The 13,599-nt window shown below is 68.8% G+C and carries 10 protein-coding genes and 1 pseudogene; 2 read left to right on the top strand and 9 right to left on the bottom strand.

Going from position 1 to position 13,599, the window contains the following annotated elements; translation table 11 throughout:
- Positions 1–4 precede the first annotated feature (4 nt).
- The gene (locus tag AJAP_RS39060) at positions 5–1,276 is read right to left on the bottom strand and encodes a tannase/feruloyl esterase family alpha/beta hydrolase (RefSeq protein ID WP_174492081.1); all 1,272 of its coding nucleotides are present in this window, start codon (positions 1,274–1,276) and stop codon (positions 5–7) included.
- Positions 1,277–1,395: 119 nt separating this feature from the next.
- Between AJAP_RS39060 and AJAP_RS39055 the strand changes: the two genes are divergently transcribed.
- Entirely contained in the window at positions 1,396–2,250 is an 855-nt protein-coding gene (locus AJAP_RS39055) for an extracellular catalytic domain type 1 short-chain-length polyhydroxyalkanoate depolymerase (RefSeq protein ID WP_038521005.1), read from the top strand.
- Here the strand turns inward: AJAP_RS39055 and AJAP_RS39050 are convergent.
- The gene (locus AJAP_RS39050) at positions 2,227–2,532 is read right to left on the bottom strand and encodes an ArsR/SmtB family transcription factor (protein ID WP_038521002.1); all 306 of its coding nucleotides are present in this window, start codon (positions 2,530–2,532) and stop codon (positions 2,227–2,229) included. The genes AJAP_RS39055 and AJAP_RS39050 overlap by 24 nt on opposite strands.
- Positions 2,533–2,584: 52 nt before the next feature.
- On the opposite strand from AJAP_RS39050, the gene AJAP_RS39045 reads away from it, so the two are divergent.
- Positions 2,585–3,754 carry an MFS transporter gene (locus AJAP_RS39045; protein ID WP_038520999.1) on the top strand — a complete coding sequence of 390 codons (1,170 nt, stop codon included), beginning with the start codon at positions 2,585–2,587 and terminating at the stop codon, positions 3,752–3,754.
- Positions 3,755–3,841: 87 nt separating this feature from the next.
- Here the strand turns inward: AJAP_RS39045 and nicT are convergent.
- The 7 genes and pseudogenes from nicT to AJAP_RS39010 form a co-directional block, all read right to left on the bottom strand.
- Positions 3,842–4,881: pseudogene (gene nicT, locus AJAP_RS39040) on the bottom strand (Nickel transporter NicT).
- Positions 4,882–4,937: 56 nt separating this feature from the next.
- Positions 4,938–5,867, bottom strand: a complete 930-nt coding sequence (locus AJAP_RS39035; RefSeq protein ID WP_007028475.1) for an N-acetylmuramic acid 6-phosphate etherase — start codon at positions 5,865–5,867, stop codon at positions 4,938–4,940.
- A 17-nt stretch (positions 5,868–5,884) separates the two neighbouring features.
- Positions 5,885–6,883 carry a MurR/RpiR family transcriptional regulator gene (locus tag AJAP_RS39030; protein ID WP_370323676.1) on the bottom strand — a complete coding sequence of 333 codons (999 nt, stop codon included), beginning with the start codon at positions 6,881–6,883 and terminating at the stop codon, positions 5,885–5,887.
- Between the two features lie 210 nt (positions 6,884–7,093).
- Complete coding sequence (locus AJAP_RS39025; protein ID WP_148311639.1) at positions 7,094–8,869, bottom strand: serine hydrolase; 1,776 nt, start codon at positions 8,867–8,869, stop codon at positions 7,094–7,096.
- Positions 8,870–8,880: 11 nt separating this feature from the next.
- Positions 8,881–10,149, bottom strand: coding sequence for an exo-beta-N-acetylmuramidase NamZ family protein (locus AJAP_RS39020; RefSeq protein WP_038520995.1), 1,269 nt, complete (start codon positions 10,147–10,149; stop codon positions 8,881–8,883).
- Positions 10,146–11,951 (bottom strand): glycoside hydrolase family 3 protein, encoded by a 1,806-nt coding sequence (locus AJAP_RS39015; protein WP_038520992.1) that lies wholly within the window; start codon positions 11,949–11,951, stop codon positions 10,146–10,148. Before AJAP_RS39015 ends, AJAP_RS39020 begins: the two co-directional genes overlap by 4 nt.
- A 575-nt stretch (positions 11,952–12,526) precedes the next feature.
- Positions 12,527–13,324 (bottom strand): HAD family hydrolase, encoded by a 798-nt coding sequence (locus AJAP_RS39010; RefSeq protein ID WP_016337846.1) that lies wholly within the window; start codon positions 13,322–13,324, stop codon positions 12,527–12,529.
- Between the last annotated feature and the right edge of the window lie 275 nt (positions 13,325–13,599).

The raw sequence follows: 13,599 nt of genomic DNA, 5'->3' as shown, positions 1-13,599 counted from the left end.
GCGATCAGCTTAGTGCGCAAGAGGTCGCCAGGTCACCGCTCGCGCGCGGGATCGTCGCCGAAGCGGGCGGGCGGACGCCGTCGAGCCAGCCTTCGAGAGCGCTGAAAGCCGTCCGGAAACACGGGCCGATCGGGCGCAGCTTGTCCGGGTACGCGTCGTACAGGCCGTCGACGTGGTTGCCGTCGACGATCCGGTAGTAGCGCTGCAGACCGGCGCGGCCCTGGTCGGTGACCATCCGCTGGTAGACATCGGAATCGCGGGTGATCGGCAGGAGTGTGTCGAGGGTGCCGTGCAGGGTGATCAGCGGTTTGCCGATCCGGCCGGTCAGCGAGATCCGTTCGACCGCGCGGTGCACCGACCGCGGGCGAGCGGCGTAGTCGTAATCGGTCCCGGCGAACGAGGGGTCGAACTCGGCCTGATAGATCCGCTGGGTCAAGCCCCAGTAGACGTCGTTGTGGTACTTCCAGAGGAATTCCGAACCCGGCGCGAACCCGGCGTCGAGGATTTCCTGATGGGCTTGCGCGGAACCGTTGGCGTACGCGGGATAGGCCTTGATCGCGGGCGGCAGGAAGGTGAACAGGTTCGGGCCGTCTTCGTGCCAAAGCGTGCCCTCCCAGTCGATTCCGCCGTCGTAGAGCCACGGCCGGTTCTCGAGCTGCCAGCGGACGAGGTAGCCGCCGTTCGACATCCCGGCCGCGAGGGTGCGGCTCGGCAGACGCCCGTAGCGGTGCGCGACGGCCGCCCTCGCGGCGATGGTCAGCTGCGTGACCCGTGAGTTCCACTCGGCGATCGCGTCACCGGGGCGGCGTCCGTCGGTGTGGAAGTCGGCGCCGGTGTTGCCCTTGTCGGTCGCGGCGAACGCGTAACCGGCGGCGAGGACCTGGTCGCCGATCGCACGATCGTTCGCGTACTGCCGTCGCACCCCGGGCGATCCCGTGACCACGAGGCCGCCGTTCCAGCGATCGGGCAGCCGCAGCACGAACTGCGCGTCGTGGTTCCAGCCGTGCGTCGTGTTGGACGTCGACGAATCCGGGAAGTAGCCATCGATCTGGATACCGGGAACACCCTTGGGCGCGGGGAGGCCGGCGGACGTGAGCCCGGCCCAGTCGGACGGCACGGTATGGCCGGTGGCCAGGGTGCCGGTGGTGGTCAGATCGTCCAAACAGGACAGTCGTTGCGCCGCGGCGCCGGGAACGCGCACGTTCCCGCAACCGCCCGCCGCCTGGGAGGGGGTGGCCAGGGCCAGCATCATCGCGAGGACCAGAAAGAGCCGCATCGGCCGACGGTAAGCGGGCTTTTCGCGGATCGGTACCCGGCGCGACCACACAAAAGGCGCCGTCGCTGTGGTGGTCTTCCACGTGGAAACCCCGCGGGCCCCGGTTTTAGCCTCGGGTGATGCGAAAACTCCTCATCGGCGCGGTGGTTTCGGCATTGACCCTTCTCTTCGCGACTCCGGCACAGGCGGCGACGATCCGTCCGGTGACCGGGTTCGGGAGCAATCCCGGTGCTTTGCAGATGTTCGAATACGTTCCCGACGGGCTGCCGTCCGGACGTCCGGCGGTGGTGGTGCTGCACGGCTGCACGCAGGACGCCGCCGGATACGCGCGTGGCTCCGGCTGGGCCGGGCTCGCGGACAAACTGCGGTTCAAACTCGTTCTGCCACAACAGGTTTCGGCGAACAACTTCAGCAAATGCTTCAACTGGTTCCAGGCGGCCGACATCAAGCGCGGCTCCGGGGAAGCCGAATCGATCGCGCAGATGGCGCGCTATTCGGCCGGGAGCCGGACGTACGTGACCGGCTTGTCGGCCGGTGGTGCGATGACTTCGGTGATGCTGGCGGCGTATCCGGAACTCTTCGCGGGCGGCGGTGTTGTAGCGGGGCTGCCTTACGGCTGCGCGACCTCGATGATCGACGCGTACTCCTGCATGAACCCCGGCAAGGATCTGACCCCGAAACAATGGGGCGACAAGGTGCGCGCCGCGGGCACAGGGCCGCGTTCGGCGGTCAGCGTCTGGCACGGGACCGCGGACTACACGGTCGCCCCGATGAACATGCGCGAGCTTTCCGAGCAGTGGACCGACGTCGGCGCGGCCGTCGACACGCACGCCGTCAGCGGGATGGGGCACGGTCAGCCGATCGCGCCGGGATCCGGCTGCGGGCAGGCGGGGCCGTATCTGCTCGACGTCGGCGTATGCGCCGCGGCGGAACTCGCGGCGAAATGGCGGCTAAGCGAGGACAGCGTCCAGTAGCCCGGGGAAGCGCGCGTGGACGTCCTCGGTCCGTAGCTCGACCCAGCGGGTCCGGCCCTCGACGAACGTCGTCGTGAGGCCGGCCTCGCGTAACACCTTCCAGTGGTGGGAGAGCGTCGGCGCGCTGATGTCGACGTCGTACTCGGTGACGGCGCAGCTTCGCGGCGAAGGGTTGCTTCGCAGGGCGCGGATCAGCTCCAGGCGCACGGGATCCGCGAGCGCCTGGAGCACCGGCACGATCTCGATCTCGTCGATCGACGGCTGCGGCAGCATGCTGCTCACGGCACTCCAAACTATTTGACAGTCATCGAACAGTCCCGCCACTATACCTCCCATGACGATTCGACGATCATCAAATGATCGGCTCGCTCTGGGGGCTCTGCTGGTACTCGCCGTCGGGACGTTCACCGTCGGCACCGACGGATTCGTCCTGAACGGGCTACTGCCCGCCATCGCCGCCGACCTGCGGGTCTCCGAGGCCGTCGCAGGCCAGCTGACCACGGTCTTCGCGGTGACCTACGCGATTTCCTCGCCGCTCATCGCGGCTTTCACCGGACGGCTCGACCGGCGCTGGGTGCTCGGCGCTGGGATGGTGCTGTTCACGATCGGCATGGCCGGTCAGGCGCTCGGCGAGTCCTTCGCCGTGGTCGCCGTCGCACGCGTGCTGGCCGCCCTCGGCGCCGCCGCGTTCCAATCCAACGCGTATGTGCTCGCCGGTGCGTTGGCGTCGGACGAGCGGCGCGGGCGCGCGCTGGCCACGGTCTCGAACGGGATGAGCGTGTCGATGGTGCTCGGCGTGCCGATCGGGGTGCTGGCCGGGAACTGGTTCGGCTGGCGTGCGGTGATGTGGGGGATCGGCGCGGTGGCGCTGATCGTGATGCTGCTCGTGCCGCTGCTGCCCGGGGTTCGGATGCCGACGGTGTCCCTGCGCGACAGGCTCGCCGTCGTCGCGCGGCCGCCGATCGCGCGCGTGCTCGGCGTGAGCGTTCTCGGCACCGCGGCGGGCTTCGCGGCCTTCGTGTACCTGCCGGTGCTGGTGGCTCCGGTGGCGGCGGGCGCGACGATTTCGTGGCTGCTCGTCGGTTTCGGGATCGGGCAGATCGTGGGCAACGCCTTCGCGGGCCGGGCGACGGACTCGCTGGGCCCTTCGCGGGTCCGGTCGATCTCGCTGATCGGGACGGTCGTGACTTTCGCGCTGCTGGACGTCGCCGTGTTGAGCTTGCCCAGTTCGCTGGTCCTCGCGCTGGCTTCGGGGATCTTCGGCGGCATGCTGATGGTGCCGCAGCAGCACCGGCTGTTCTCGCTGGCGCCTGACGCGCCGACGGTCGCCATGGGGCTCAACGGTTCCGCGATCTACGGCGGTGGTGCTCTCGGTGCCGCGCTGGGCGGCGTCGTCCTGTCTTCCGCCGGTGTCTGGTGGATCGGTCCCGTTGCCGCCTTCGTCGCTCTGCTGGGCTTCGCGCTTTCGGTGCCTTCGCGGGCGAAGGTGCCCGAGCCCGCGTGACCCAAGGGGGAGCAAGGGACCTTTGCTACCACTTATCTCAACGTTGAGACAAGTGGTAGCAAAGGTCCCTTGCTCTCTTCCCGCAGGTCAGAGGCTCTGTTTGACCGCCCAGCGCTCCTCGATACGCCCGAAGCGCCACACCAGGAGCGCGAAGAGCCACGTAAGCACGAAGAGCGCTACAACCGCGTAGCCCACGTAGTCCAGGCTCAGCGACCCGATGGCCGCGAGCGGCCCGGTCGTGATGCCGAACCGTTCGGTGATGATCGAGATGACCTCGATCGTCCCGATGAGCAAGGCGACCGCGACGGAAAGCGCCGTCACGATGAGGTTGTAGTAGATCTTCCGCACCGGCTTCGAGAACGCCCAGCCGTACGCGTAGTTCATGAAGCAGCCATCGGCGGTGTCGAACAGCGTCATCCCCGCGGCGAACAGGATCGGCAGCACCAGGATCGCGTACCAGGGCAGCGAGAACGCCGCCGCGCCGCCGGCGAGCACCAGCAGGCTGATCTCGGTCGCGGTGTCGAAGCCGAGACCGAACAGCACGCCGATCGGGTAGATGTGCCAAGGCTTGCGCACCGCTTTGGTGGCGCCGCGAAGCAGGCGGTTCATGAAGCCGCGGTTGTCGAGCTGCCGCTCCAGCGCCGCTTCGTCGAACTCGCCCCGCCGCATGCGCCGGAACACCTTCACGATGCCGACGAGCACCACCAGGTTCATGATCCCGATGAGGTACAGGAACACCGCCGAAACGGACGTCCCGATCAGCCCGGTCGCCGCGTGCAGCGCCGACGAGTCGTCCTCGACGGCTCCGGCGAGCGCGCGGACGCCGAGCGACAGCAGCAGGCACAGGACGAAGACGATCGTCGAATGGCCGAGGGAGAACCAGAAACCGACCGAAAGCGGCCGTTGCCCGTCGGCCATCAGCTTGCGGGTGGTGTTGTCGATCGCGGCGATGTGGTCAGCGTCGAACGCGTGCCGCATCCCGAGCACGAACGCCGTGACGCCGAGGCCGACCCCGAACACGCCCGTGGCGCCGAGCTCGTACTGGCGCGGCGCCACGAAGAGCGTCAGGACCCCCAGCCGATGACGTTGAGCGCCAGGATGAAGCCGGCCATCCCGGCGACGGACACCCGTTCGCGTCGCGTGAGCGCGAAGCGTCGGGATGAACGGGTCTGTCCGCCGGTGTTCAGCTCGCGCGCACCCTCAGGGAGTCGAGAGCCTTTCGTACGTGGCCATCGCTGGCCGTCAGCGCCTTCGCCGCACTCGCGACGTCTTCGCCGGACAGCAGATGGACCAGCGCGACCTTGAGGTCGCCGTCGGCCTCGGTGAGCGCGTCGGAGCAGTCCGCCATGCTCATACCGGTGGCCTCGCGCAGGATCCGGATGGTCCGCCCGCGCAGTTTCGCGTTGGTCGCCCGCATGCTCACCATCAGGTTCGAATACGTGCGGCCGAGTTTGATCATCGTCGCGGTGGAGAACGCCGTGAGGATGATCTTCTGCGCCGTGCCCGCCTTCATCCGCGTCGATCCGGCGATCGCCTCGGGGCCGGTGTCCACCGCGATGAGGACGTCGACGCCCGGCGGCGTCACCGCTGCCGGATTGCCCGAGACCAGCGCGGTACGGGCACCGCGACGGCTGGCCGCGGCCAGCGCGCCGAGGACGTAGGGCGTCCGGCCGGAAGCCGTCAGCCCGAGCACGAAGTCGCCGGGCGCGACGGACTCGGCCACCTCGGCGGCTCCGGCCTTCGCGTTGTCCTCGGCGTCTTCGACGGCTTGGCGCAGAGCGCGCGCGCCGCCCGCGTGATGCGCGATGAACCAATCGGAGGGCACGTTGAACGTCGGCACCAGTTCCGCCGCGTCCAACGTCGCCAGCCTGCCGGAGGTACCGGCCCCGAAGTAGTGCACGCGGTGTCCCGACCGCAGCGCTTCCACGGCGAAGTCGACCGCCCGCGCCACCTGCGGCAGCACCGCGGCGACGGCTTCGGGGACCCGGCGGTCCTCGGCGTTGATCGCGCCGAGGATGCCCATGGTCGACATCAGGTCGATGTCGGTCGTCCGTGGATTGCGCTGTTCGGTTGGCGAGTCGACGTGCACCACCTGGCGTGGGACGGTCATCATGCGCCTCACTTTTTCGCTCATTTGCCGGTTTCCCGCGGCCGCCGCCTGCCGTCGGGCCGGACGCCCAGACGGTGCGAGCCAACCGCGTCCCTGGTCGCGTCGAGCGCGTTGACCGACGCGTCCATGTGCCGCTGCGCGACACCGATGAACAGGCAGTCGATGACGGTCAGCTGCGCGATGCGACTGGCGGTCGCACCCGAGCGGAACGTCGTCTCCCGCGCGGCCGTGGTCAGCACGTGGTCGGCGACCTCGGTGATCGGTGAACGCGGGAAGTTCGTCACGGCGACGGTGATCGCGCCGTGCTCACGCGCCACCCGCAGCGCCTCGACGGTGTCCGTGGTCGCGCCCGTGTGGGAGATGCCGATCGCGACGTCGCCGGGGCTCAGCACGGCCGCCGAGGTGAGCATGATGTGCGTGTCCGACCAGGCGAAGCTGACCCGCCCGATGCGGTGCAGCTTCTGCTGCAGGTCCGCGGCGACGAACGCGCTCGCGCCCACGCCGTAGACGTCCACGCGGCCCGCGCCGGCCACGATGTCGATCACGCGCTGTAGCGACGGGACGTCGAGCTGGTCGGCGGTCTCCTCCACGGCGCGTGCGTCCGCGAAGCTGACCTTGCCGATCACCGCGGCCAGGTCGTCCTCCGGCCCGATCTCGCCGCCGAGGTTGCGGGTCGACCGCGCCTCGGAGCGGGCGGTGTCGGCCGCCAGAGCGATCCTGAGCTGCGGATACCCGCCGACGCCGACCGCCTTGCAGAACCGCGTGACGGTGGTTTCGCTGGTGTTCGCCGCGAGCGCGACCTCGGTGATGCTGCGCCGCGCGACCTGCGCGGGGTCGTCGAGGACGACCTTCGCGACGCGCTGCTCGGCCCGGGCGAGCCCGGGCAGGAGGGAGCGAATCCGGACCAGCGGGCTCGCGTCAGCGTCCCGTGTCGGCTGCGCCGGCACGGCCTCGGACGGTGCGGCCGCGATTACGGATTCGGTATCGCCCACCGTGGGAAAGTTACTAACCGTTGGCATCTGCGACAAGGCTACCCACACCCTTCGGGAAGATCGCAACCTATCCGTGTCTGCGGATTCGATTTGCGATTAATCGTTGACCAGAAAGTCGCTAACCAGGTCGAGGCCGTTAACGAGGTCGAGCTAACGACTTGGCAACTTAGTGTCGCGACGCAAGGGGCTGTGTCCCGGTCAACGGGGCGGTCCGGTCAGCACATCGGAGCCGATTGGCTACCTAGTGCTCAACTTCCAGCCGGTAGCGACGAAAGTAGGGGGATTATGCTCACTGTCCAGCAGTATGCGGCCGCGTTCAGTGACTTTCACACCGTCCAAAGAAATTCCCCGTCCGGTGTAACGGGCATCGGTCGTGTAACGCCAGCGGAGGGTGATTTGTGAGCTTTGTGACACCTCGGCGGCTGCCCGCCACCAAGCGCGATGTCCATGCCCGCCGAGCCCGGTTCGGTCCCCGGCGGGGGCGCCTGGTCCGGACGCACGCAGGGTAATCGATTTCCAGGTGGCTCCGCCGTCGGTACTTATTTCCAGGAACAGCGAATCCGAGGGACCTTCGGTGTCCACGAAGGTGTCGAAGGAGACCTTCAGCGGCCCGCCGCGCGTCTGTAACGGCGGGGTCGTGAGCGTGGCCGTGGAGACGTCCCCGGCGCCGCTGAACCACGCTTCGCGGCCGTGCGCCGGGCGGACGGCCATCGCCTTCGCGAGCGAACTCGCCCACGTCTCCCTGGCGAGGTTGATCGAGCCCCAGTTCCGCGTCGGGTGCACGCGGTTGGTGAGCAGGATCGCGAACGACCGCGACAGCGGGTCGATCACCAGCGAGGTCCCGGTGAAGCCGGTGTGCCCGGCGGTCGACGGTGCCGACAGCGCTCCCATGTACCAAGGCTGGTCGAGTTCGAAGCCGAGCCCGTGCGCGTTGTCGGGGAACTTGTGGTTGTAGTTCGTCAGCATCGCCCGCACGGTCTCCTCGCGGAGGATCCGGTGACCGCGGTACGCGCCGCCGTTGAGGATGGTCTGCGCCAGCACCGCCATGTCGGGCGCCGTGGAGAACACGCCCGCGTGCCCGGCGACACCGCCCAAGGACCAAGCGTTCTCGTCGTGCACTTCGCCGCGTACGAGCCCCCGCGGCGGCTTCGCGGCGTACTCGGTCGCCGCGACCCTCGCGAGTTTCGACGCAGGCGGGTTGTACCCGGTGTCGACCAGACCCAGAGGCGCGGAAATGCGGTCCTGGACGACCTTGTCCAGCGGAGCTCCGGCCACCTTCTCGACCAGGAAGCCGAGCGTCAGCAGGTTGATGTCGGAGTAGAGGTACGTGCTGCCCGGCGCGTTCTTCAGCGGGCTGTCGAGGACGGCCTTCCGGCGGGACGGGATGTCCGGGTAGCCCTCCCACAGCGACGGGAGCGGTGTCGCGGCGAAGCCCGAGACGTGGGTGAGCAGCTGCTGGACGGTGACGGACTCCTTGCCGTTCACCCCGAACTCCGGCAGATACCGCACCACCGGCGCCGAGATGTCCACCTTGCCCGACTCGGCCAGCTGCATCACCGCGATGGAGGTGAACAGCTTCGAGATCGAGGCCATGTCGAAGATGGTGTCCGCGCGCATCGGCACCTGCTGCTCGGGCGGCAGTTCCGTGCCCTTGGCGTCGGCGTAGCGGACCGCGCCGCCGACGGCCTGGCGCTCGACGACCACGCCGTCGTGCGCGAGCAGGCCGACCGCCCCGGAGAAGTGCGGATGCCCGGTGGCGTCCGGCTTCGTCCAGCTCTCGATGAACCGCTCGGCCGCCTTGATCGGCTCGGGGTCGAGGCCGACCTCCGAGGGCGCGCCATCGCGCAGCACGGTGGACGCGGGCGCGAAGCCCCCACGCGGCTTGTCGAACCGGCCAGCCGCGCCGTTTCCCTGTTGCCCGGTACCCGGAATCGCCTGTGCTCCCGCCGTCGACAGCGTGGTCGCCGCGACCAGTACGGAGACGGCCGCGATCAGGATCTTCCTAACACGCAAGGTCGTTCCCCTCAGCGATAGATGAGATGGCGGCGGCGTTTCCGGTCGAACTCGGCCAGTTCCGCCTGCCAGGACCCGACGATCTCGTCCACCCCGGCGCCCTTGTCGATCATCGTGCGCAGCCTGGCGGAGCCCGAGAGCTTGTCGAGGAAATTGTCGGGGCGCCATTTGAACTTGTCCGGATGCACCTGTTTCGCGGTGACGAACATGGTGACCGCGGTGCGGATGGCGTCGAACGCCCGCGGATCGGTGATCGTCACCTGCACGCCGCCGCAGGGTTCGTTGACGAACTTGCCGAACGTCGGCACGAAGTAGGCCTCACGGAACTTCACTCCGGGAAGCCGTAGTTCGCCGAGCTTCTCGCGCCAGCGCCAGTCGAGGCCCGGCGCGCCGATGATCTCGAACGGCCTGGTGGTGCCCCGGCCTTCGGAGAACACGGTGCCCTCGAACATCCCGGTGCCGGGATAGACGAGCGCGGTGTCCGGCGTCGGCATGTTCGGGCTCGGCGGGACCCAGGTCAGCCCGGTGCGGGCGAAGAGCTGATCACGGCGCCAATCACGCACTTCGACGATCTCGAGCTTGCCCGGCGTGACCCCTTCGGCCGGCAGGAACTCGGCCGCGAAGAAGCGCGCGAGTTCGCCGACGGTCATGCCGTGCTGCTGCACGATCGGCTTCCGGCCGACACCCGAGGCGAACGCCGGGTCCAGCATCGGCCCGGCGGCCTTGCCACCGAGCGGATTCGGCCGGTCCAGTACGACGACCGCCGCACCGACCTTCGCCGCCGCGACCATCGCCGTGTACAGCGACCAGATGTAGGTGTAGAACCGCGCGCCGACGTCGGCGATGTCGAAGACGACGGTGTCGACGCCCGCCTTCGTGAACATCCCGGCGAGCTTCGTCGCGTCGGCGCCGTACGCGTCGTACACCGGCACGCCGGTGCGCGGGTCGGTGTAGTCGCCCTCGGAGCCGCCTGCCTGCGCGCTGCCGCGAAACCCGTGCTCCGGCCCGAACGCGGCGAGCGGCCGGACCCCGGCGGCGACCATCGAGTCGACGATGTGGTCGCCGCTCGCCAGCACACCCGTCGGATTCGACAGCACGCCGAGCTTGCGGCCGGACAGCGGTGCCCAGCCCCGGGCGGCGAGCACGTCCGCTCCGGTGCGGGTGAGCGGGGGACCTTTGCTCTCGCTTTCCGGCTGGGCCCCCGCGACCGAGGACCCGGCCGTCAGCGCGGGGACCGCGAGCGCGCCGGTGGCGAGGAAGTGGCGGCGGTTGAGGTTCACCAGGTCAGCCCGTGGCCGAAGGGGTACTTCACCGTGCCCACGTCCTTGCCCGCGGGAACGTCGACCGGCAGCTTGCCCTGCGGCGTCACCTTCCCGAGGATCACCTTCGCCAGCGCTTCGAGCGAAGGCGTGATGTAGCCGTACGTGGCGAGCCACGTCTTGATCGGGTTCTCGTAGCCGGCGTCGTAGGGAATTTGGGCGGCGACTGCGACGACGGGCTTCCCGGTGTCGGCGAGTGCCTGCAACAGCTTGCCCTGCAACGGATACGTGCCGACGTTGTTGGTCAGCACGACGACGAGGTCGACGTTCTTGGCCGCTGCGGCCGCTTGCGCGATCTGCGCGTCCGTCGGCGTCTGGCCGGTCTGCAGCGCGGTCGCCTGCGTGCCGTGCGCGGTGAGCTTCGCGGCCAGCGACGTCGTCGTGGTCGCGCCCCAGCCGGTCACGAGGGTCTTCGCGGGCTGCTGCTTGAGCGGCAGGACACCGCCGTCGTTGCGGATCGCGGTGACCGACCGGTCGGCGATGCCCTGCGCGGTCGCGAGGTTGGCCGGGACACCGACCTTCGACATCACCTTGGCCGGGTCGACGAACGGCGAGGTCAGGATGCCGCGGTTCAGCTTGAGCTTCAGCACCCGCAGGACGCTCTCGTCGATACGCCGCTCGGTCAGTTCGCCCTTGCGGACGGCGTCGAGTACCGAGTTGATCGCCAGTTCGAGGTTCACCGGCATGAGCAGCTGGTCGATACCCGCCTTGAGGGCCAGCACCGGGATCTCCGCGTCGCTGTGCATCTCGCGCACCGCGTCCATCGAGAGGGAGTCGGTGACGACGACTCCGCGGTATCCGAGCTCTTCGCGCAGCTTGCCGGTGAGGATCGGCTTCGACAGCGTGGCCGGCTCGCCCGACGGGTCGAGGCTGGGGAACTGGATGTGCGCGCTCATGATCGAGTCGATGCCCGCCTTGATGGCGGCCTTGAACGGCGGCACGTCGGTCTCGCGCCAGCTGGCCTCGCTCCGGTCGATCCGGGGCAGCTCGTGGTGACTGTCGGTGGCCGCGTCGCCGTGGCCGGGGAAGTGCTTCGCGGCGGCGGACACCGTCTCGGAGCGTCGGCCGGAGTTCTGGAAGCCCCTGACCTGGGCTTCGACGAACTGGCTCGCCAGCTCCGGGCGGCCGGAGAAGGAGCGGACGCCGATCACCGGGTTCGCCGGGTTCGAGTTCACGTCGGCGTCGGGGGCGAAGTCCTGGTTGATGCCGACGGCGCGCAGTTCGTGCCCGAGGATCCGGGCGGCGTCCTGCGCGGCCTTGGTGTCACGGCCGGCCGAGATCGCCATCGCGTTCGGCAGTTCGGTGGCGGGGGCACCCATCCGGGTGACCGTGCCGCCTTCCTGGTCGGTCGCGATCTGCAACGGGATGCGGGCGCCGCTGCGGAGGGCCGCCCGCTGGAGCCCGTTCGACAGCTTGGCGACCTGCACCGGGTCGTCGAAGTTGTCGCGGCTGTCGTTGTTGAAGTAGATGACGCCGCCCAGGTGGTACTTCTCGATCACCTGCGCGGGGGTGTCCACGCCGAAGTCGGCCTTGTTCTTGGCGTTGACCTCGTCGGCCGACTTCCCGTTCACCCACGTGACGAAGAGCTGCCCGACCTTCTGCTCCAGGGTCAACCCGCGCAGCGCCCGCTGCGCCTCCGCGTCGGCCGTCACCGGCTGCGCGGTCGCCGGTACGCCCGCGACACCCAGGGCGAGCAGGCCCGCGAGGGGCAGGGCGAGCGCATGGATCCTCCGATGACGGGCGTGCGCGATTCGGGTCGTCACCTCAAGCCTCCCAGATTCGTGCCTGACTCTCAGGTGGAAAGAAGTCCACCTGGAAGCACTGATATCCGGAAGCTACCCACGAGCACTTTGCTTGTCCATCGGCCACCCGCACGAACGGTCCGTTCATACACAAAGGGACGCGAACGGGCCTGTCACGCTTGAAAACCTGGGCAAAACACTGGCGGCGCCCGTCGGCCGAAGCCGGCGGGCGCCGCCAGTCAGTGCGGGCAACTCGGGCGACCAAGCGTGCAACTCTGGTCGTACCTTCATGGACTCGGCGTCCGGCGTCCCGGTACGCAGTCCCTAGACGACGAGCCTCCCGCGGCGCGCTGCGCGTGGGTACCCGGTGTCCGCACACGGAGATTCGCCGGGGTGGAACAGGCTTCTCTTCTACCTGTTCCCTGGCCGACCGAACGTCCGCACCTACTTTCTACGCCGTGAGCCGGGTCACTTCAAGTGCGCAGACGGGTGCACCGGTACAGAGGCTCGATCTAGTGACACGGGTACCCTCCGCGACGGACAATTCGCGGCCCTGACTGCGAAAACCGGCCCGGTACCGCCGTGTGGGTGCGTGCTCAGCGGGTGCGTTTGCGCCGGTTGTAGCCGTACCAGGTGGCCCCCGCCGCGAAGGCGCCGAGCGCGACCAGGCCGGCCGACCGTGCGGGGATCCGGGTCCGCAGCGACATCGGGTGCTCGAAGGCGAGGATCTCCCAGCCCTGTTCCGTCGCGTGCTTGCGCAGGACGCGGTCGGGGTTGACCGCGTGCGGCCGTCCCACGACCTCGAGGAGCGGGATGTCGGTGCTCGAGTCGGTGTACGCGTGGCACTGGGTGAGGTCGTAGCCGTACGTCGCCGCGAGCTGCTTCGCGGCGACGGCCTTGTTCTCGCCGTAGCAGTAGAAATCGACTTCGCCCGAGTAACGGCCGTCCACGATCTGCATCCGCGTGGCCACGCTGCGCGTCGCGCCGAGCATTTCCGCGACCGGCGCGACGACTTCCTCGCCGGTCGCCGACAGCACCACGACGTCGTGCCCGTCCGCGCGATGGGACGAGATCAGTTCCGCGGCCTCCGCGTACACGAGCGGGTCGACGACGTCGTGCAGCGTTTCGCGGACGATCGCGGACACCTGCGCGACGTCCCATCCGGTGCACAGCGCGGAAACCTCGGCTCGCATCCGCTCGGTCTTCGCCGCGTCCGCACCCGCGAGCGAGAAGACGAGTTGGGCGTACGCACTGCGAAGCGCGGCTCGTCGGTTGATCAGGCCTTCGCGCAAAAGTGGCTTGCTGAAGGCCAATGCGCTCGATGACGCGATGATCGTCTTGTCGAGATCGAAGAACGCCGCGACCTGGCTCGGCGTCGTGCTGGGTCGGTCCACTCGCCAAGGATAGGAGAGCGGTACGGCCGGGCGCCCGTTGGTCGACCACGATCGGGATACGGCGGTGGAAAATTCACGACCGCGTACCCGATCCGGCGCGTCGTGCCGTTATCGAATTGTGGGTACCGGCGCCGCCCGCAACGGGCCGGTATCGGAGTTACAGTGAGATTGTCCGGTGTTGCACCGGGCCCAGGTTCAGTCCGACCCCCCGGGGCTGAACCCCAGGCGGCCCTCGTCCCTCCCCCCTGGCGAGGGCCGCCTCCTATTTCCCCGTC

The organism is Amycolatopsis japonica (genome assembly GCF_000732925.1).
Classification (GTDB): Bacteria; Actinomycetota; Actinomycetes; order Mycobacteriales; family Pseudonocardiaceae; genus Amycolatopsis; species Amycolatopsis japonica.
Note: the sequence above shows the minus strand (reverse complement) of the source record. Positions and strands in the feature narration are given on the sequence as shown.